The organism is Pseudomonas sp. BIGb0176 (assembly GCF_024810175.1).
Taxonomy (GTDB): domain Bacteria; phylum Pseudomonadota; class Gammaproteobacteria; order Pseudomonadales; family Pseudomonadaceae; genus Aquipseudomonas; species Aquipseudomonas protegens.
Map to the genome: position 1 here is coordinate 119,891 of NZ_JANUEC010000001.1, position 21,130 is coordinate 141,020.

9 protein-coding genes are annotated in these 21,130 nt (G+C 67.7%); 6 read left to right on the plus strand and 3 right to left on the minus strand.

Annotated features, from left to right (window positions below):
- Positions 1 to 40 precede the first annotated feature (40 nt).
- Positions 41 to 8,728, minus strand: a complete 8,688-nt coding sequence (locus M2395_RS00385; RefSeq protein ID WP_123430444.1) for a glycoside hydrolase family 94 protein — start codon at positions 8,726 to 8,728, stop codon at positions 41 to 43.
- A 497-nt stretch (positions 8,729 to 9,225) separates the two neighbouring features.
- On the opposite strand from M2395_RS00385, the gene M2395_RS00390 reads away from it, so the two are divergent.
- The 4 genes from M2395_RS00390 (at position 9,226) to M2395_RS00405 (ending at position 14,093) form a co-directional block, all read left to right on the plus strand.
- On the plus strand, positions 9,226 to 9,609 hold the full coding sequence (locus M2395_RS00390) for a DUF2946 family protein (protein ID WP_015636398.1): 384 nt from the start codon (positions 9,226 to 9,228) through the stop codon (positions 9,607 to 9,609).
- Between the two features lie 118 nt (positions 9,610 to 9,727).
- Positions 9,728 to 11,896, plus strand: coding sequence for a TonB-dependent siderophore receptor (locus tag M2395_RS00395; protein WP_123430445.1), 2,169 nt, complete (start codon positions 9,728 to 9,730; stop codon positions 11,894 to 11,896).
- A 53-nt stretch (positions 11,897 to 11,949) separates the two neighbouring features.
- The gene (locus tag M2395_RS00400; protein WP_077934534.1) at positions 11,950 to 13,428 is read left to right on the plus strand and encodes a PepSY domain-containing protein; all 1,479 of its coding nucleotides are present in this window, start codon (positions 11,950 to 11,952) and stop codon (positions 13,426 to 13,428) included.
- Between the two features lie 134 nt (positions 13,429 to 13,562).
- Complete coding sequence (locus M2395_RS00405; RefSeq protein ID WP_011062343.1) at positions 13,563 to 14,093, plus strand: DUF3087 domain-containing protein; 531 nt, start codon at positions 13,563 to 13,565, stop codon at positions 14,091 to 14,093.
- Between the two features lie 25 nt (positions 14,094 to 14,118).
- On the opposite strand, the gene M2395_RS00410 is transcribed toward M2395_RS00405, so the two are convergent.
- Complete coding sequence (locus tag M2395_RS00410) at positions 14,119 to 16,719, minus strand: hypothetical protein (RefSeq protein WP_123430446.1); 2,601 nt, start codon at positions 16,717 to 16,719, stop codon at positions 14,119 to 14,121.
- Positions 16,720 to 17,051: 332 nt separating this feature from the next.
- Between M2395_RS00410 and M2395_RS00415 the strand changes: the two genes are divergently transcribed.
- On the plus strand, positions 17,052 to 17,834 hold the full coding sequence (locus M2395_RS00415; RefSeq protein WP_077934531.1) for a sulfite exporter TauE/SafE family protein: 783 nt from the start codon (positions 17,052 to 17,054) through the stop codon (positions 17,832 to 17,834).
- Between the two features lie 16 nt (positions 17,835 to 17,850).
- On the opposite strand, the gene M2395_RS00420 is transcribed toward M2395_RS00415, so the two are convergent.
- Positions 17,851 to 18,471, minus strand: coding sequence for a LysE family translocator (locus tag M2395_RS00420; protein WP_077934530.1), 621 nt, complete (start codon positions 18,469 to 18,471; stop codon positions 17,851 to 17,853).
- 203 nt (positions 18,472 to 18,674) lie between these two features.
- On the opposite strand from M2395_RS00420, the gene M2395_RS00425 reads away from it, so the two are divergent.
- Positions 18,675 to 21,122 carry a PAS domain-containing protein gene (locus tag M2395_RS00425; RefSeq protein WP_077934529.1) on the plus strand — a complete coding sequence of 816 codons (2,448 nt, stop codon included), beginning with the start codon at positions 18,675 to 18,677 and terminating at the stop codon, positions 21,120 to 21,122.
- The last annotated feature ends 8 nt before the right edge of the window (positions 21,123 to 21,130 follow it).

The following is a 21,130-nucleotide window of genomic DNA, read 5'->3' on the forward strand; positions in this document are numbered from 1 at the left end:
GCGCTCACTCAGGGTAGTCCAGGGTGTGGCCGGGTGTCTGTCATGGTGCCGGCTCCGTATGGGTCGCTGTCGGGGTATGCCCGGCCTGCGCGGGCAGGGCGGCGGGCCAGGTGAGCAGCACCCTGCGCGTACTGCCGTCATCCAGCAGCGGTATGGCCAGCCCCACCAGCGGCCGGCCGTCCAGGCTCAGGCTGAGGGTGGCGCCGGGGTTCTGCCGCACTTCAATACGGTAGAGCGTCTCGCCGAACCGATAGTCCAGGCTGTAGCCCGGCCAATGCGCCGGGATCACCGGTTCGATGTACAGGCTCTGGCCTTCGCGGCGCAGGCCCAGCAGCGACTCGACGATCAGCCGGTAAGTCCAGCCCGCCGAACCGGTGTACCAGCTCCAGCCGCCGCGCCCGGTGTGGGGCGCCACGCCATAGACGTCGGCGGCCATCACGTAGGGCTCGACCCGGTAGGTGGCGACCTGTTCGGCACTGCGCCGGCTTACCGGGTTGATCATGTGCAGCAGCTCCCAGGCCCGGGCACTGTCCCCCAGGCGGGCGAAGGCCATGCTGGCCCAGACCGCGGCATGAGTGTACTGGCCGCCATTTTCCCGCACCCCGGGCACGTAGCCCTTGATGTAGCCCGGGTCCAGGGAGCTGTGGGCGAAAGGTGGGTCGAGCAGCAGCACCACGCCGCTGTCGCGACGCACCAGGTGCTGATCCAGGGAGGCCATGGCCTGGTGCTGGCGGGCATCGCTGGCGGCGCCGGACAGCACCGACCAGCTCTGGGCGATGGAGTCGATGCGGCACTCCTGGTTGCTGGCGCTGCCCAGGATCTGGCCATCGTCGAACCAGGCGCGGCGATACCACTGGCCGTCCCAGGCCTGGCTGTCGAGGGCGGCGCGCAAGGCCAGGGCCTGGGCGCGGCACTCCCGGGCGAAGTCCGGGTCCTGGTGCTGCTCGGCGGTGACGGCAAAGCGTTGCAGCACTTCATGGCCGAAGAAGCCCAGCCACACGCTTTCCCCCAGGCCGTGTTCACCGACTCGGTTCATGCCGTCGTTCCAGTCCCCGGTGCCCATTAGCGGCAAGCCGTGGGCCCCGCGCCGCTGGCCGTGCTCGATGGCGCGCCGGCAGTGCAGGTAGAGGCTTTCCCGCAGCCCGCTGGCCTGGGGCAGGTCGTAGTAGGATTCTTCCCCGGAATTGAGCAGGCGGCCTTCCAGGTAACCCACTTCGACCTCCAGCACGCTGTGGTCGCCGGTGATCTGTACATAGCGGCTGGTGGCCAGGGGCAGCCACAGGAAATCATCGGAGCAGCCGGTGCGCACCCCGCGATTCTGTGGCGGGTGCCACCAGTGCTGGACGTCGCCCTCGGGATACTGGTGGGCGGCGCACAGCAACAGGTGCTCGCGGGCCAGGGCCGGCTCGGCGTGGATCATCGCCATGCTGTCCTGCAACTGGTCGCGAAAGCCGATGGCACCGCCGGACTGGTAGAAACCGCTGCGGGCCCAGAAGCGGCAGGCAATGGTCTGGTACATCAGCCAGCCGTTGGCCATGACGTCGATGGCCGGGTCCGGTGTGCGCACCTGTACCGCGCCGAGGCTGCGCTGCCAATGCTGGTGCACGGCCGCAAGCTCGGCCTGCGCCATCTGGCTGCCGCGGTACTGCAGGACCCGGCGGGTGGCGGCCTTGGCATCCACTTCGGCCCCCAGGCGGAACAGCACCTCCCGGCTCTGGCCGTCCTCCAGTTCCAGGCTCACCTGCATCGCCGCGCAGGGGTCGAAACCGGCACCGGAGCGCCCGGACAGGCGCCCCCGAGTCAACGCTGCCGGCGCCGCGAGGCTGCCGTTGCGGCCGATGAACTCACTGCGATCGCCGGTGAAGCTGCTGACCTCGGCGTCCGTATCGAGAAACGCCACGTGCCCGGAAAACTCCATGTTGTAGGGGTTGCGGGCGAACAGTGCGCCGCTCACCGGGTCGCTTTCGCTGACCACGTGCATGGCCGAGCGGCTGCGGGACTCTCCCAGCACCCATTCCACATAGCAGGTGGCCGACAAGCGCCGTGGCCGACCGCTGAGGTTGCGGATCTTCAGCCGCGAGAACTTGATCGGCGCCTGCAGCGCCACATAAACCGTGAGCTCGCTGTGGATGCCGTCCTCTTCATGCTCGAAGACGCTGTAGCCGAAGCCGTGGCGGGTGCGGTAGCTGCCGCTTCCGGGGCAGGGCTGGGGAGTGGGCGACCAGACCCGCCCGCTGTCTTCGTCGCGCAGGTACAGGGCCTCGCCGCTGGGGTCACTGACCGGGTCGTCGTGCCACGGGCTGAGGCGGTATTCGTGGGCGTTCTCACGCCAGCTGTAGGCGCCGCCGGTTTCTGAAATCACCGTGCCGAACAGCGGGTTGGCGAGCACGTTGGCCCAGGGCGCGGGCGTCGGCTGCCCGGGGTTGAGGGTGATCAGGTATTCACGGCCGTCGCTGCTGAAACCGCCGTAGGGGGTTTCCAGGATCAGCTCTGGCGCTGCAGCGGTGCTGGCTCGGCTGGCGGGTGGTGGCAGGTGTCCCAGGGGCGCTTCCAGGCGCGGCAGCGAAGGGTCGGCGCGGCGCCGGTGGACTTGCTCGGCGAGGCTGCCGCGGCTGTCGCTGACCACCAGGCGCGCCACCGCCAGCATCAGCGTGCGGTCCTCGCCGGACAGTTGCTGGGCCGGACGCACGAAGATGCCCCCCGGGCGGTCGATCAGGCTGGCCTCGCTGCCGGAGGTCACCAGGCCCATGATCAGGTCCTGGAGCTGCTGGCGGTAACCCGCCTGGTCCTCGTTCCAGATCACCAGGTCCACCGCCAGGCCTTTTTGCCGCCAGTAGGCGTGGGCCTTGATCAACTGCTGCACCAGGGCAATGTTGGCCAGGTCGCCCACTTGCAGCAGGACGATCGGCAGGTCGCCGGAAATGCCCTGGCCCCAGAGCCCGGATTGGCTGCGCCGGTTGGCCTGCAGCAGACTGTTGTCGGCGCGCAGGGTGGCGTTGGCGTAGAGCAGCGAAGCTGCCATCTGCTGGAACAGCCGGGCCTCGGCCAGGGACGCGTTGAGCTGGCGCAACAGCACCTGGCTGTGGGTCCAGGCCAGGTCGAAGACCCGGTCCGCCAAGTGCCGGTCGCGGTATTTGTGGATCAGTTGCAGGCAGTGTTCACGGCTTTCGGCGACCCCGGTCACCAGGTCGATGGTGGCGCTCTGGCCGGGGTCGAGGGTGATCCGGCAGCGGATCGCCACGATCGGGTCGAGCACCGGCCCGGCGCTGCCCGAGAGCCGCTCGGTCTGCGGGTCCAGGGCCTGGGGCGCGGCCAGGTCGCGGCCACGGCCGATAAAGCGCGCGCGGTCGGTTTCGTAGGAAATCGCGTCGATGTCCACGCCGTGGGCTGCCAGCAGGTGGCACATCCAGGGCACCGGCTGCTCCTGGGAACGTGGCCGGCGGCTGCAGACGATGGCCTGCCAATCGGGCAGCAGTTCGGTCTCGATGAACAGGTTGCTGAAGGCCGGGTGGGCGGCATCGCTTGGAGCCGGGGCCAGCACCACTTCGGCGTAGCTGGTGAGCTCGATGCTGCGGCGTACCCGGGCGCGGTTGCAGATGTGCAGGCGGCGCAGCTCGATGGGGTCTTCGGGGGACACGACGATTTCCGTGTGGCTGTCGAAGTCCTGTTCACGCACGCGGAATTCGGCCCGGGCGTCGGTGAAGATCGCCTCGAAGCTTGAAGGGCGGCCTCGGGTCGGCTGGTAGGCGGCGGACCAGAACGTGCCGCTGGCCACGTCCCGCAGGTAGCAGAACTGGCCCCAGTGATCGCGGGTCGGGTCTTCGTGCCAGCGGGTCACCGCCAGCTCGTTGCAGCGGCTGTAGCCGCCGCCGGCGCTGCTGAGCATGACGTGGTAGTGGCCGTTGGAAAGCAGTTGCACCGCCGGGCGCTTGCGGTCCGGGTCGGCGAACACCCGCAGTTTGTTCTCGTGGGCCCGGGCGGCTTCGTCGGCCGCCGGGGCACCGGCGGCATGCAGGTACTGGGCGGCGGTTTTCGGCACTCGTTCCTGCAACAGCAGGGCGATGGCCTGGAACTGCGGGTCGGATTCGAAGCGCCGCTGCATGGGCTGGTCCAGCAGCAGCCACGCCAGGGACAGCAGGCTCATGCCCTGGTGGTGGGCCATGAACGATTGCACCACGGCATGGTTCTGGCCCCGGGGCAGGCGCGATTCGGTGTAGTCCACGGCTTCATAGAGGCCGAAGCGGCCCTGCAGGCCCAACTGGGCCAGGCGCTGCAGGTTCTGGCAGGCTGCCTGGGGCGCCACCATCAGCGCCAGGACGCTGGCGTAGGGCGCCACTACCCGTTCCGCGCCGAGGCCACGCTTGAGCCCCAGCCCCGGCACGCCGAACGCCCGGTACTGGTAGTTGAACTGGCTGTCGAGGGTGTTGTAGCCCGACTCGGACACGCCCCAGGGCAGGCCCAGTTGCTGGCCGTGCTCGATCTGCAGGGCCACGGCGGCGTGGCAGGTCTGGTCCAGCAGGGTGCCCTGGTAACTGGGCATCACCAGCATCGGCATCAGGTATTCGAACATCGAACCGGTCCAGGACAGCAGCACCGGGGTACCGGCGCTGCTGGTGAGCAGGCGGCCGAGGGCAAACCAGCTTTCCTGGGGCAACTGCCCCTGGGCGATGGCGACAAAATGGGTCAGGCGCACTTCCGAGGCCAAGAGGTCGTAGTAGCCGGCATCCAGGCGGTGCTCGTCGGCGTTGTAGCCGATCACCAGCAGGTGGCGCCGGGTGTCGTAGAGGAAGCCGAAATCCATCTGCGCCATGCCGGTCACTTGCTCCAGCAACTGGTTCACCGCGGTGCAGCGTTCCAGCGCCAGTTCCCGTAGCGCGGCGATCCGCCCATGGTGCCGGGGCAGCCAATAGTCGGTGTCCAGCTCGGCCAGCTGGCGCCAACTGAGGAGGCCGAAGCGGCGACCGTCGGCCATGGGCGGTGGGGTGCGCCAGAGCAATTCGTCATGCAGGTCGCGACATTGCGCGGTCAGCGCCTGGTGCCAGAAGGCGCTGTCATCGGATGCCTCGCCGTGGGAGTCGGCGGCGCTCTCGCCAATGCGTTGCAACAGGCCCAGCAGGCCCTCGGCGCTGACCCCGGCATGCAGGCTCAGGTGTTCATGCACGGCGCGGGTTTCCAGGCGCCAGCGCAGCACGGCCGCGGTGTCCTGACCCGCTGCGGTGAGGGCGTCCTGGAGCACGTCGAGGCAGTCCAGCAGGCCGTTGGCGATCTGCACCGGGGACGGCGGGCTGTCCATCAGGCCCTGCAAGCCCGGGCGCAGGGTCAGCAGCATCCCGGCCAGGTTGCCGCTGTCCACCGTGGACACATAGCGCGGTGGCAAGGGCTCCAGGCTCTGGGTGTCGTACCAGTTGTAGAAGTGCCCGCGATAGCGCTCCAGCCGGCCCATGCTGGCGAGCATCCGTTCCAGGCGCTGCAGCAGCCGGCTGCTGCTCAGGTAGCCGAAGTCATGGGCCGCCAGGTGCGCCAGCAGGGCCAGGCCCAGGTTGGTGGGGGACGTGCGATGGGCTACCCGCTGCTGGGGTTGCTCCTGCAGGTTGTCCGGGGCCAGCCAGTTGTCCTGGGGGCCGACGTACTGGTCGAAAAAGGCCCAGGTGCGGCGGGCCAGGCTCTGCAGGAAACGCCGCTGGCCCGTGTTGGGCACGAAGGCCACCTGGCTGGCGGGGCGGCTCAGCCACCAGGCCAGGGCCGGGCCGGCCAGCCAGGCCAGCAGCAGGGGCACGGCCACCAGCAACTGTGGGCGCGGCCACGACAGCCCGGCCAGGAGCAACGCCAGGGCCGGGCCGACCCACATCCGCCGGTAGAGCTCCAGCAGGCTGTCATCGGGGCCGCGTTCGGCTTCCCGGGACGGTTGCCATTGCAGGCGATACTCCTTGCTGATGCTCATGCGCCATAGCGCGCGGCCCAGGGCACCCAGGCTGTAGGCCACCTCATGGGGCAGCCAGGCCAGGGGCAGCAGCGCCCGGCACAGGTGCTGGCCGGCTGTGCCCAAGGCGGCCACCAGGTGTTGTTGCAGGGGCACATCCGGGGTCTTTTCCAGCAGCTCGCGAAAGGCCGCCGACAGCGGCAGCACCAGCAGCAGAATCAGCACCGCCAGGGTCCAGGCCACGGGGTGGGTGGCCCCCAGCCAGCCCCACAGCAGCATGCCCAGCAGGGCCATGGGCTCCAGGCTGCGGCGCAGGTTGTCGAGGATCTTCCAGCGCGCCAGGGGGCTCAGGCGATTGCTTTCCAGGCCTCCACCGGCCTTGGGCGACCAGGGCAGGAGCCACGGCAGCAGTTGCCAGTCACCGCGGATCCAGCGCTGGCGGCGCTTGACGTCGGCGCTGTAGCGGGCCGGGTATTCCTCGAACAGCTGCACATCGCTGAGCAGCCCGGAGCGGGCGTAGCAGCCCTCGATCAGGTCATGGCTGAGGATCCGGTTGTCGGCGAAGCGCCCGCCCAGGGTCTGCTCGAAGGTGTCTACGGCATAGATGCCCTTGCCGACGAAGGAGCCTTCCTGGAACAGGTCCTGATAGACGTCCGATACGGCGCGGGTATAGGGGTCGATCCCGGCGTCGCTGGCGAACAGCCGGGCATAGGCCGAACGGGCGGTGCTCGACAGGCTGATGCCGACCCGCGGCTGGAGAATCCCGTAGCCGCTGACGATGCGCCCGCTCAACGGGTCGGCCAGGGGCCGGTTCAGGGGATGGTCCATGGCCCCCACGCATTGCTGGGCCACGTCCCGGGGCAACTGGGTGTCGCTGTCCAGGGTGATCACGTAGGTGATTTCAGGCAGTGCCTGGATATCGCCGACGATCAGCGAAAAACGCTCCCGACCCCGGCCGCGCAGCAGGGCATTGAGGTCTTCGAGCTTGCCGCGCTTGCGTTCGTGGCCCATCCAGCAATGTTCCGCCGGGTTCCACAGGCGTGGCCGGTGCAGCAGGTAGAAGCGCTCCACGGCTTCTTCGGGGTACTTCAGGTTCAGCGCCTCGATCCGTTGCCGGGCCAGCATCAGCAGGCCGGCATCGGCGTCCAGGGTTTCGCTGGGGGCGTCGAGAAAGTCGCTGAGCAGGGCGAAATACAGCTGGGCGTCGCGGTTGGCCAGGAAGCGCACCTCCAGCCCTTCCACCAGCTCCTCGACATCCGCCGTGCAGCCGATCAGGCAGGGCACCGCCACCAGGGTCCGGGCTCGGGGAGCAATGCCTTCGCTGTAGTCCAGGCGCGGCAGGATGCCGGGGGCCACGGTCAGGGTCACCAGGCCGTTGATCAGGCCGAGGGCCAGCCGGCTGGCGAGCAGCAGCGCCGGCACCGCCAACAGCCCCAGCCAGTAGTGGCCGGAAGTCGCTTCCTGATACAGGGCACTGAGGAAGGGCCAGGCGAACAGGGCCGAGAGCAGGATCACCGGCACCAGGAAAAAGCCCAGGGGCGCCTGGGTCAGCAGGCGGCGGCCACGTTCAGCCAGGGGGACTCGGGCGCCGATCTGCTGTTCCAGGGTGCGCCGGCCAGCGCCGATCAGGTAGTGACCGACGTGGCCGGCCACGGCTTCCGGCGCCTCGGCGCGGTACTGGGCGCGGGCCAGCTCGATGCACTGGCGGGCCACCTGTTCTTCACTGTGGCGGCAGTGCCGGGCCAGGCGTTCGAGCACATGGCGGTAATGGTCGCGGGTGGCGAAATCCATGCGTCGGTAGACCCCCGCGGGGTCCTGTTCCAGTACCTGTTCGACCCGGCTCATCAGCTCGACGAACTCGCGCCAGTTGCTGGCCGAGAGCAGGCGCAGGCTGGAGATGCTGTTGCTGATGGAGACCTGGTCGGCGGCCTGCTGCTGGGCGTCGAGCTGCACCAGGCGCTCGATGTTCAGCCCGGTTTCCCCCAGCAGTTGCTCGATCCACGCCAGGGGCAGCACCAGGGCCGCGTTCTGTCCTTGCAGGCGACGCGCCAGCTCGGCGACGAAGGCGGCGGTCATGGGCGGTGCCGAGCGGGCCATGTCGGCCACCGCCAGCACCACGCTCTTGGCGTCCTGCTCGGCGGTTTCCATCAGGCGGTCGGCCCAGTCGTTGGCCAGGTTGCGTTCGCTCCAGTTGGCCATGACCCGGAAGGCCACCCGGCGCAGGTTCTCGATCAGGGCCAGGCGCAGCATGATGGGGATTGCCCATAGCTCGCCGAGCATCAGCGGGGTGACGCTCTGGTAGCTGTCGACGAAGCGCCCCAGGCTGTCGGTGTCGACCCGGCCGTCGCCGTGGGAAATGGTTTCCAGGGCGATGTCATAGACCCGCGGCAGGCCCGCCGACTGGCCGTTGGCCAGGCGCGGCAACTGCCGGCTGTAGCCCCGGGGCAGGTGGGTGCGGGTGATGCGGATCTGTTCTTCCAGCAGGTAGTAGTTGTCCAGCAGCCATTCCGCGGCGGGGGTGGCCCGGGGTGAGGCGTGGGTGGCGGCGGTCAGGCTCTTGCAGCAACTGGCCAGGGCGCTGGCGTTGTCCGCCAGGCGGGCCAGCAGCCAGTCCGGGGTGCGGCTCGGGCTCAGGCGATGCTGTTGCGCCAGCAGGGTGCCGTGGCGGGCCATCTGTTCAGTGCTGAACAATTCCGAGCGCAGCGGCGCCTGGTATTCGACGCTGTTGCGCGAGGCCTTCCATTGGCCGTATCGGGCGGCGGGCAGCCGCCAGAACCTCAGGAATGCGTGGGTCCAATGACTGTCCATGTTTTCCTTGGCATAACAGAGCCGTCCCTCGGCACGGGGTGCGAGGGAGGGCCGGGAGCGGGGCGTGCGGTCAAATCGAGGCACCGTCGCGACGAGCGTGTCAGGCAAAAATCTGCAACCTTGAGGTTGCCGGGCAGAGGCGAGGGTTGTCTGTGCGCTGGGGCACATAGCCTGGCGATAAGGATGAAGGGTGACGCTGCTTGTAGCCGCTGCCGAGCTTGCGAGGCTGCGACAAGGGCCGCAGGACCTTCAGCGCTCTCAAGCGCGGCGCCTGCTTCGCAGTCGTTCGCAGCCTGCGGCGGCTACAGGGACCGTATGGGCTGGGAGCTGCTTTGAAGGTGAGGCGATGCGCCTTCTTTTTAGTTCTGGTCCGACACTGCACTCTTCGGGAGTCGGCTATAAAGCTCGCCACAACCTCACCGCTGGCAGGCCCATGAGTCTCGCTTGCCCTGCATGGGTGATTTTCCGCCGCTTTTTTCACTGTTAATCTTGCCGCCATGACCCATGCCTCCCCCCATCGCCCCCACATTGCCTGGACGCTGTATTTCTGCGTGCTGTTCAACGTGTTCGTCTGTGGCCTGGGCCACGGGCAGATGGCCGGGCTGGAGCTCAATGGCGTCGGCGGGCAATTCTGTTCCGCCATGGGCAACCCGGGCCCGGCCCTGGACGGCGACTTCAGCGATCAGGCCGTCGCCGGTGGGTTGAGCACGTTCATGTGCCCATTGTGCTCGGCCGTGAGCCTGGGCATCGCGCTGCTGTTTTGCCTGGGCTGGATGCTGCGCCGCCAACGCCCGCCACGGCTGGGGGGCGAGCAGCGCAGCAAGGCACCGCCGCGCTCTTGCTGGCCTGCGCTCAATCCCCGGGCACCTCCTCTGGGCTGACTCGCTCCGGCGACCGTCATCGGCGGTCGCGCTTTCTCGTCCTCCGGCACTAGCTGCACGGTCGCTCCGGCGACTGCTGCCGGACGCTGTTCGATGATTTTTTTTCGAGTCCGAGTCCATGAAACACCTCAATCGCTCCCCCCACTGCGCGGCGCTGTGCTGCGCCCTGTCGTTCAATGCCCTGGCCGACTCCCCGCTGGAGTTGCCGCAGATGCGCATCAGCACCGACGAAGAACGCAAGGTCGGCCTGCAACTCGATACCCAGGGCAGCACCGGTTCGCGCCTGGGCCTGACGCCCCGGGAAACCCCGGCTTCGATCAGTGTGGTCAACCGCCAGCAGATCGAGCAGCGCGGCGCCGCCAATACCCAGGACATCCTGGCCAGCGTGCCGGGGATGAACGCGGCCTCGTCCCCCGGGGTGCCGGGCTTCGTGTCCTATCGCGGCTTCTCAGGGGCGCAGATCACCCAATTGTTCAATGGCATCAGCGTGCAGTACGACTCCATCGCCGCGCGCCCGGTGGACAGCTGGATCTACGACCGGGTCGAGGCCGTCGGCGGGCCGTCGAGCTTTCTCTACGGCGCCGGCGCGGTGGGCGGTTCGATCAACTACATCACCAAGCTGCCGTCGCGCACCGAGTCGTTCAATGAAGGGCGGGTCAGCTATGGCTCCTACGACAGCACTGAAACCTCCTTCGGCTTCAACCACGCGCTGAACGAGGGGGCCGGCCCGCGGCATTACGCGCGCCTGGACCTCAGCCACACCACCAGCAACGGTTATGTCGACCGTGAACAGCGCGACGCCTGGACCACGGCCTTCTCCCTGCTGACGGACTTCAACGACCAGCTGTCCCACACCCTGGCCTACGAGTACCAGGACGAGCGCGTCGACAGCCCCTACTGGGGCACCCCGGCGCTGAACCCGTTGGGGGGCAAGATGGAGGTGGACAAGAGCCGGCGCTTCGAGAACTACAACGTCCGTGATGGCCGTTACGAACAGCGGGTGCAGTGGTTGCGCTCGATCATCGACTATCAGGTCGATGACCGTACTTCGCTGCGCAACACCCTGTACCACTACAACGCCGACCGCGAATACCGCAACCTGGAGACCTACGCCTACAACAGCGACAACAGCCAGGTGGTGCGTTCCGGCATCCTGCTCCAGCGCCACGCCCAGGAGCTCAACGGCAACCGCTTCGAGCTGCTGCATCACAACACGCTGTTCGGCCTGGACAGCCAATGGTCGGCGGGCATCGACTACAGCCACAACGTGATGAGCAACTTCCCGCGCTCGGTGTCGGGCTCACTGCCCGGCGTTGATCCGGGCGATTTCGACCCGGGCAGCTTCTGGGACTTGCCCGGCATGCAGCGCGGCTTCGACAAGAACCGCCGCAACCAGGTGGACACCTGGGCCCTGTTCCTGGAAAACCGCCTGCAACTGAGCGAGCGCCTGTCCCTGCTCAGCGGCCTGCGCCACGACCAGATCGACCTGCAGGTGACCAACTACCGCGCCGTCACCGAGGCCAACCCGGCGTTTTTCCAGCGTAAATACCGCCCGACCACCGGGCGCCTGGGGCTGGTCTACGAGCTGACCCCGGCGGCCAACGTGTACGTGCAATACAGCACCGCCGCCGACCCGCCGGCGGGCATCCTGACCACCGCCAGCTATGGCCAGGTGCGCGACTTCGACCTGAGCACCGGCAACCAGTGGGAGGTCGGCAGCAAGTTCGATTTCCTCGACGGCCGCGGCTCGGCGACCCTGGCCGCCTACCGCATCGAGCGCAAGAACCTGTCCACCGCCGACCCGAGCAACCCCGGCAGCAGCCAACCGGTGGGGCAGCAGTCTTCCCGGGGCGTGGAACTGGCGGCATCGCTGCGGGTGACGCCCAGGCTGCTGGCCGAAGGCAACTTCGCCTACGTCGATGCCCAATACGACGAGTTCTATGAAAACGTCGGCGGGCGCCCGGTATCGCGCAAGGGCAACAGGCCTACCAACACTCCGGACAAGGTCGGCAACCTGTGGCTGACCTATGACCTGGCGCCGTCCTGGCAGGTGGGCAGCGACGCCCGCTACGTGTCTTCGATGTACGCCAATGCGGCCAACAGCCGCTACGCGCCGGCCTACACGATCTTCGGTGCCTTTGTCGGCTATCAGGTGAACGCCGATACGCGGATCACCGGGCGGGTGCGCAACCTCACCGATCAGGTCTACGCCCGCACCACCGCGCCGAGCCAGCTGTACCTGGGGGCGCCGCGGACCTTCGAACTGGCGCTGCAAACGCGCTTTTAACCTGAGCCAGCGGGGCGCCCGGTGGCGCCCCGCGCATCTGCGAGTTGCCCGTGATGAAGCGTTACCTGTACCTCTGGCACCGTTGGCTGGGCATCGTTGCCTGCCTGTTCATGGCCCTGTGGTTTATCTCCGGGGTGGTGATGCTGTATGTCGGCTACCCCAAGCTGACCCCGGCCGAGCACCTGGCCCACCTGCCGGTGCTGCAACTGGAGCCGGCCCCAGCCGACCTGGGGCAGGTGCTGCACGCCGCCGATCCGCACCAGCCGCCCACCCGCATCCGCCTGACCACGGTGGCGGGGCAGCCGCGCTACATCCTGGAATACCCCGGGCCGCGCAAGGTGGCGGTCGACTCCCACAGCGGCCAGCCGGCGGCGCCCCCCGATAGGGTCGAAGCCCTGGCCGCGGCCCGCCAGTTCGCCCCCGAAGCGGTGGCGCGTGATCGTGGCGTCGTGCAGGAAGACATGTGGAGCCTGTCCCGGGCCCTGGATGCCGACCGGCCGCTGCACCGGGTGGCCATTGCCGATGCCGAACGGCGCCTGCTGTATATCTCCGGCACCACCGGCGAGGTGGTGCGTGACGCTACCGCCAGCGAACGCGGCTGGAACTGGATCGGCGCCTGGCTGCACTGGCTGTACCCGTTGCGGGGCATCGGCATCGATGGCGCCTGGGGGCCGATCGTCACCTACCTGTCCCTGGCCGCCACCCTGATGGCGGTGCTCGGCCTGGCGGTGGGCGTGCTGCGCTGGCGCTTCAAGCGCACCTACCGCAACGGCTCGCACTCGCCGTACCAGGGTTTTGCCCGCTGGCATCACCTGGGGGGCATGCTGTTCGGCGTGCTGCTGATCACCTGGATCTTCAGTGGCCTGATGTCGATGAACCCGTGGAAGCTCTTCAGCAGCGCCCAGCCCTTGTCGGTGGCGGCGTACCAGGGTGGTCCACTGGGCGCCCTGGCCTTCCCGCTGAATGCCGGGCAGGTCCTGCAACGCTTTGCCGATGACGGCCTGCAGGCCCGGGAACTGGAGTGGCGGATGATCGCCGGCAAGGGGTATGTGATTGGCTATGACGGCGCCGGGCGTACGCGGATCTTCGACATGGCCGGGGATCGGGTCCAGCGCCGGTTCCACCCCGGCACCTTGCAGCAGGCGGCCTGGGCCATCCGGCCAGGGCAACCGATGCTCGTCGAGCAACTTGCCGCCTACGACTTCTATTACTACGCCCGGGAACCGCAAAGCATGATGGGCCACCTGCAGCAGCGCCTGCCGGTGCTGCGGGTGCGTTTCGACGACCCGGCGCACACCTGGCTGCACCTGGACCTGCACACCGGCGCCATCGTCGGCCAACTGGACCAGCCGCGCCGCGCCTCGCGCTGGCTGTTCGCCCTGCTGCACAGTTGGGACTGGCTGCCGCTGCTGGCCAACCGGCCGTTGTGGGATCTGTGGATGATCGCCTTCAGCGCCGGAGGTTTGCTGGTCAGCGCCAGCGGGGTGGTGCTGGGCTGGCGGCGCCTGGGGCGGTCGTTGCAGCGGCGTTGACGCGGGGGCAGGGGAATACACCGACCTGGATCAGCCTAATGGGATATTTTTCCCGTTTAACCCACCGGCGGCCGGTCCAGCGGTGATAATGCGCGCCAGCCACTCACGTTCAGCCATTGGAGCCCGTCGCGCCCATGTTCGTCATCACCCCGCAGGACCCTGAGACTTACCGTCGGCAAACCCGGCGCAGCACCTTGATCATCGCGCTGGTGTTCATTGCCCTGGCCATGCTGTTTTCCAGCGCGGCGGTGGCGCTGTTCGGCCAGCCCGGCGGGGACAACCTGCTGTGGAACGCGGCAGGTGTGTTCACCGGCCTGCTGATCAGCGCGGCGTTGTTGCGCAGTGTGTTCTGGAGCAAGCCGTGGATGGCGGCGGCGGTCTATGGCTGGCGCCTCAAGCGCAGCCTGATGCGGGTGACCAACGTCATGCACCAGGTCACCGCCGGGGTGGCGGCGGGTGATCCTGCAGCCCTCAAGCTGCTGCGCTTCTATCACCTGGGGCTGATCCAGATGCACCAGCTGGACGCCAACTCCAGCGCCCACGGGCAGATGCACGGTGAGGTGGAGCGGCATCTGGCGCTGCTGGCCGAGCATGGCATCGACCCGCACCAGGAACGCCTTGAAGCGCAATGGCTGGAAGCGGTGAAGCGGCACAAGACCCCTTGACCGGCAGGCCCCGGCGCTGCCGGGGCTATTGCAGATACCGCCACAACGCCTGGGCAATCTCGCTGGGCTGGCACTGGGTGCCGAAGACTGCCTGGCCAATGCTCAGGCCCAGTTGCCGGTAACTCTCGAACTGCGCCTCGTCGAAAAACTGATCCACGGTGCTCTGGTTGGGAAAGCCCGGATTGGTCCGGGCGTAGTTCAGCACGTCCGGCGTCAGTCCGGCGATCAGCCGGGGCTTGAGCACCAGGATTCGGCAGTGGGGCGTCTGGCACAGGTCATCGTCACTGCCCGGGGAGTGGGCATGGACGTTGAGCAGCAGGGCGCATTTCTGGTTCTCGGCGCTCGGTGGCTGGCGGAATTCCTCAAGGCTGGCAAACACCGTCTTGAGCTGCGGATGGCTCAGAGCCCCCGGGTCTTCGCGGATCTCCAGCGCCTGGTCGATGCGCGCCAGGCGCACCAGGTTGGCCAGGTCGTCGAACTGGTAGTCGGGGTCGCAGCCGGCGTCGCAGGTGACGATCAATTCCACCTTGCGCTCCTTGCGCAGCAGTTCGTAGGTACCGGTGTTTTCGAAGTGCCCGCCGTCTGACAGGTACTGGTAGTCGCGGCGGTAGCCGTGAAAGCGCGCGGTCAGTTCATAGAACAGGTAGGCCTGGGTGCCGTAGCGGGTCCAGGGCTTGAGGTCCCGGGGCACCCAGTGCTGTTGCCCGGGGTCGAGGAAGTGGCTGGGCCACCAGATGCCCAGGCGCACGTTGGCCAGCCCCAGCACCAGCGACATGCCGAGGCTGGTGGCGCGACCCAGGCCGGTGCTGAAGGCGGCGCCGGAGACGCCGATCCACTGGCCCAGGGTCAGCGGGCTCATGATCTCCGAGGCCGGGCCATGGTCGAGGTCGCGACGATAGGCCGTGCCATCGAGAATGTAGCGTTCTGCCGGGCATTCGGCGCTGGGGGCCGGGCTGTCGGGTGCCCAGTTCGGCGCGATGCACAGCGGCTTGCCCTTGCGGTCGCGCTGCACCAGTTGTTCGGCCGGGTCGACAGTCAGGTTCATGGTGACGTTGATCAAGTGCACCGGGCCGGCACTGGGGCTGGCGTAGTACTGCTGCAGCGACAAGTCGTCGCTGGACATGGGCTCGGCCACGCTCATGTAGGTGCGGCGCTGTGCGGCCGGGCCGTTGAAGCGTCGGCCATTGGAGGCGCCCAGGTAGGCGCGGATCAGCCGCGCCGAGTAGAAGGCCTGCAGCGATGAGGTATTGAGGAAGCCGATGAAGCGCCCGCTGATGTGGGTCAGCACGGCCGCCAGCAGGCTCAGCGCCGCCAGCCGCCAGGCCACCGCGTGGTCGCAGGACACCACCCCGCCGTCGTGGGCGATCCACTGCACCAGCAAGCCCCAGCACAGGCACAGCAGGCTCAGCAGCAGGCCGCCGGCAATCAGCGCGAGCACGTCCAGCGGCAGCTTGTGCATCCAGCCCGGCAGGCGTTTTTCATCCTTGAGCAGGGCCAGGCGCCGCACCAGCCACACCAGGCCCACCAGCAACAGCAGGCTGCCCAGGGCCCTCAGGTCGTGCAGGTAGCTGTACAGCGCCTGGGCCGCAGTCACCAGCAGGGCGAGAAAACCCAGCACCGCCACCGCGGCCATCGCCCGGCCCAGGGCGCGGGTGATCTGCACCCGATAGTTGCGCACGCTGTTGGCGCAGGCGTTGTCCTTGGCCGGGTCGCGGTTGTCGGCCAGGCGCCGCACCAGTTGCCGGGTGATCAGCAAGGCGCAGCTGCCCACCAGGGCACAGCCCAGGGTCAGGGCGCCCACTGCCTGCCACTGGGCCAGCCAGTAGGCCAGGGCGCCGCTGAGCCACAGGCCGATGACTATGCCGAGCATGATCCGGTACGCCGCGTTGCCCATGCTCGGCGGCCGGTCCAGGTCGCCCTGGGGAATGACCAGCCAGTACGCCACGGCGCAGGGCAGGGCGAACAGCACACCGGCCATCAGCGGCCAGAGCAGCAGGCTGGCCTGGCTCAGGACCTGGAACAGGCTCAGCAGGCTGAGCAGCAGCACGATGGGCAGGCCGATCATGGCCTGCAGCGACAGCCAGTTGCGCCAGGTCATGGCCAGGGCGTAGAGCATGTCTCCGGAGCCGGTGGGGGTCAGGTAGCGGCCGTTTTCCCGCAGCCAGGCCGCGGGGCCCTGGCCCGGTGGCCGGGTGGCGTAGTCGACGCCGGTGCTGATGCGCCCCGGCGGCTCGAAGCGCAGGGCCTGGTAGGCGTTGTGGGCGGCATGGGCCACCGGGTCCTGGGGAGCCTGCGGCTGCAGGCGCCCGGGGAGGAACAGGCTGCTGAAGAAACTGCCGATATAGCCACCGCCGCTGACCGTGGACAGGTAGTCGATGCGCGACAGCAGGCTGTGTTCGCGCGCGCCCGCAGGCTGTGGTTGCGCCTCGGCGGGGGCCGGAGCCCGGGCCATGGCCTGCAGCACCCCAAGGCCGAAGGTTGCACTGCGAATGCCGCCACCGGACAGTGCCAGCCCCCAGTTGCCCCGGCCGGGGGCGCCGGTTTCGGGGGCTTCCTGTTGCAGGCTCTGGCGCCTGAAGCGGATGCGTTGGTGCTCGATCTGGTACGAGGTGTCGGCAGAGGTCATGGGCCTTCCTTGGAATCGGGTGTGGGGCACGAGCCAGGGGGAGTGCCAGGCCGGGTGCCCCGGCAAGCGACCGGCAGAATACCGGATGCCGCGGCCCTGATGTGCAGCGCAGAGCGTTCGGCGTCTGTCGGCAAGTGTTTTTTTTAGCCGCGTGCCAGGGGCGCCGTGGCATGTGGCGGCTGCAATTGCGCAGGGGCTGCCATGCGCCTTGTGCATGAGAAAAATGGGCCTGGTTATAACGTTAGATTTTATTCATATAAATGGACATAAGCTTTAGCCGCTATGCTGCCGCCAGTTTTTGACCTGGCCGCGTGATTTGTAGGGCTTTATTGATGGATGTGGGTAACTTCGGTTTTGTAGTCGCGGGCCTGGTAGTGGGTTTCATCGTAGGCATGACGGGTGTGGGGGGCGGTTCGCTGATGACCCCGATCCTGCTCTGGTTCGGCATCAACCCGGCCACGGCCGTAGGCACCGACCTGCTGTACGCGGCCATCACCAAATCCGGTGGGGTGCTGGTGCACCAGAAGAACCGCAACATCGACTGGCGCATCACCGGCTGGCTGACCCTGGGCAGCGTGCCGGCGGTGGCGCTGACCCTGTGGTTCCTGAAGAATCTCGACACCGACCCCCAGGCCCTGAACGCGGTGATCAAGCAGGGGCTGGGGTTCGTCCTGCTGCTCACGGCCCTGGCCATTGTCTTCAAGAAGAAACTCATGGCCTTCGCCCAGCGCCATGGCAGCGACTACCAGCCCAGCCCCGGCGGGCTCAATGGCCTGACCGTGGTCACCGGGGTGATCCTGGGCACCATGGTCGCCTTGACCTCCATCGGCGCCGGTGCTTTGGGCACCGTGGCGCTGTTCATCCTCTATCCGTTCCTGGCCACCAAGCGCCTGGTGGGCACTGAAATCGCCCACGCCGTGCCCCTGACCCTGGTGGCAGGCCTGGGCCACGCCAGCATGGGCAACATGGACTGGCACCTGCTGAGTTTCCTGCTGATGGGCTCGTTGCCCGGGATCTGGATCGGCAGCCACATGACCGGGCGCATTTCCGACGAGATCCTGCGCCCGTGCCTGGCGGTCATGCTGTTTTCCATCGGTTACAAGCTGGCCTTCTGAAACCTGGCGCGGCGTTTCAGCTGCGCCGATACAGCGCTAGAAACCCCGCCAGCGCCAGCATCGCCGCACCGCAGCATTGATTGAGCCGGCGCATGCCGCTGGCGGTCAGGAACTTCGCCGCCTGCACGCCACCCGCGGCGTACAGCCCCATCACCAGCACCTCCACCCCCGCAGTGACCAGCGCCAGAGTGGCGTACTGGATGAAGACCGGCTGGGCGGGGTCGACGAACTGCGGCAGGAACGCGGTGAAGAACAGCAGCACCTTGGGGTTGGTCATGGCCACCGAGAAGCTGCGCCGGAACACCTCGACGCGCCGTGACCCGGCCTGCACCTGCTGGGCTCCGAGGGCCTGGGGCGCACTGCGCCAGAGCTGGATGCCGAGCCAGGCCAGGTAGCACACCCCGAGCCATTTCAAGGCCATGAACAACTGCTGCGAGGCCATCAGCATGGCCCCCAGCCCGAGGCCCACGGCAGCGATGATCAGCACATCCGAAAGCGCCGCACCGGCCATGCCCACCGCCACCAGTTGGCGATTGCGCGAGGTGCCGTTGGCCATGGCCAGGAGTGAGGTCGGCCCGGGAATCAGGGCACCGATAAAACAGCTGGAGGTGTAGAGCAGCAAGGTGGTGGTATTCATCGAGCGGTTCTCGGCGGGCAGGTGGCAATGCCGGTGCAGAATGCCCCAGGCCGGCGCGGGTTTAAAGGCATTCGCCGGGCACTTTGGCCGCCGTTGTCGAATCAGCTTTGCCGTTTGCCAACTTCTGCGGATCCACGGGGTCAGTTATCCTGCGCTGGCCATTGGATGGCAGTGTTGCCTTTTTCCTTTTCTGTGATGTGTTCATGACTACTTCTCCACCTCGTGGTGCAGCGCCCAAGACCTCCCGCGGCGGCGAGATCGGTGCTGCAATCCGTCGCTTCGACTGGTCGCAGACCGCGGTGGGCCCTCGTGAAGGCTGGTCCGGCCTGCTGCGCAGTACCTTGAGCCAGATGCTCGAGTCCCCGGAGAGCCTGTACCTGCTGTGGGGGCCGCAGATGCAGTTCTTCTTCAACGATGCCTACCGCCCGGTCCTCGGCCCGCGCCTGGCCAATGCCCTGGGGCAGACCATCCAGACCCTCTGGGCCGATGCCTGGCCGGATGTCCAGCCGATGGTGGAGCAGGCGTTTCTCGGTTACTCCTGCCGCCACGAAGACCTGCCGGTGAACATGCAGCGCTACCCTGGCGAAGAGCTGACCTGGTGGTCGTTCTCCATGAGCCCGGTGTATGACGAGGACGACGAACAGGTGCTCGGAGTGCTGTGCCACACCGTGGAGACCACCGATCGCGTGCTGCTGGCCCGGCACGCCCGGCAGACCGAGGCGCATCTGCGCGAAACCCGCGAGCTCAATACCCGGGTGCTGGCCGCCAGCAACGACTGCATCAAGGTGCTGGACCTCGATGGCCAGCTGTCGTTCATGAGCGAAGGTGGCCTGCGGGTCATGGAGGTCAGTGATTTCAATGCGGTGCGGGGCTGTCCCTGGCCGGACTTCTGGCAGGGCCAGGGCCACCAGGAGGCCCGGGATGCCATTGCTGCCGCGCGCCAGGGTCGCTCGGCGCGGTTCCAGGGCGCCGCCGATACCCTCCAGGGGCGCACCAAGTGGTGGGATGTGCAGGTTACGCCGATGCTCGACGCGGCCGGCCAGCCGGAGAAGATCCTCTGCATTTCCCGGGACATCAGCGCCACCCGCGAGGCGCAGGAGGAACTGCGGCGGCTCAATGAGTCTCTGGAGCAGCGGGTCCAGGAGCGTACCCAGGAGCGCGACCGGATCTGGCAGCTGTCCACGGACCTGATGCTGGTGGCGGACTTCAATGGCCGCATCGTCGCCGTCAACCCGGCCTGGACCCAGCTCCTGGGCTGGCAGCGCGAGGAACTGGAAGGCAGCAGTTTCTACGATTTCATCCACCCCCAGGACAGCCTGGCCGCAGCGGGGGCGGCGGCCGATCTGTCCCGGGGCGAGAGCTTTTCGCGCTTCGAGAACCGCTTTCGCCACCGCGACGGTTCCTATCGCTGGATGGCCTGGAGCGCCGTGCCGGACCCGCACCACATTCACGCCGTGGGCCGTGACATGCAGGCCGAGCGCGAGGCCGCCCAGGCGCTGCGCAAGACCGAGGACATCCTGCGCCAGGCGCAGAAGATGGAGGCGGTGGGGCAACTGACCGGTGGCGTGGCCCACGACTTCAACAACCTGCTGACGGTGATCCGTTCTTCCACCGACCTGTTGCGCCGCAACCTCAGCGAAGAGCGCCGGCAGCTGTACATCAAGGCGATTTCCGACACCGTCGACCGCGCCAGCAAGCTCACCGGCCAGCTCCTGGCGTATGCCCGCCAGCAGAACCTGCGCCCGGAGACCTTCGACGTCGGCGCCAGCGTGCAGTTGCTGGCGCAGATGATCAATCCACTGATCGGCGCCTGCATCGAACTGCGTATCGAGTTGCCGCAGCAGCCTTGCTACATCCACGCCGATGCCGGCCAGTTCGACACGGCGCTGATCAATATGGCGGTCAATGCCCGGGATGCCATGCAGGGCGAAGGCTTGCTGGTGGTGGCTGTGGGGCGGGTGGCGCAGATTCCCCCCAGTGCCAGCCAGGGTGCCCAGGCCGGGGACTTTGTCGCGGTATCCCTGACTGATACCGGCGCCGGCATCGACCCCCAGCAGATCGAACGGATCTTCGAACCCTTCTTCACCACCAAGGAGGTGGGCAAGGGCACCGGCCTGGGCTTGTCCCAGGTGTTCGGTTTCGCCCAGCAATCGGGCGGCGGCCTGGCGGTGCACAGCCAGCCGGGGCAGGGCACGTGCTTTACCCTGTACCTGCCGCGCGCGGAGGCCCTGGCCGGCTTGCCGACGCCAACCCAGGCGGTGGTGCCCATGATCGACGGCCAGGGCATGACCCTGCTGGTGGTGGAGGACAATCCCGAAGTCGGCGTGCTGCTGGCCCAGTCCCTGAACGAGCTGGGCTACCAGACCGAATGGGCCACCAGCGCGGCGGAGGCTCTGCGCCGCCTGGGCGAGGAGCGGACCCGATTCCAGGCGGTGTTTTCCGATGTGGTGATGCCGGGCATGAGCGGTATCGAACTGGCCAGCCGGATCCGTTGCGACTACCCGCGGTTGCCGGTCATCCTCACCAGCGGCTACAGCCCGGCCCTGGCCCAGGGCCAGACCCGGGAATTCGTGTTCCTGCAAAAGCCCTACTCGGTGGCGGAACTGGCCCTGGCCCTGAGCGCGGCGATCGGCCAGCCCGAGGTGCCGTAGGCACCCGT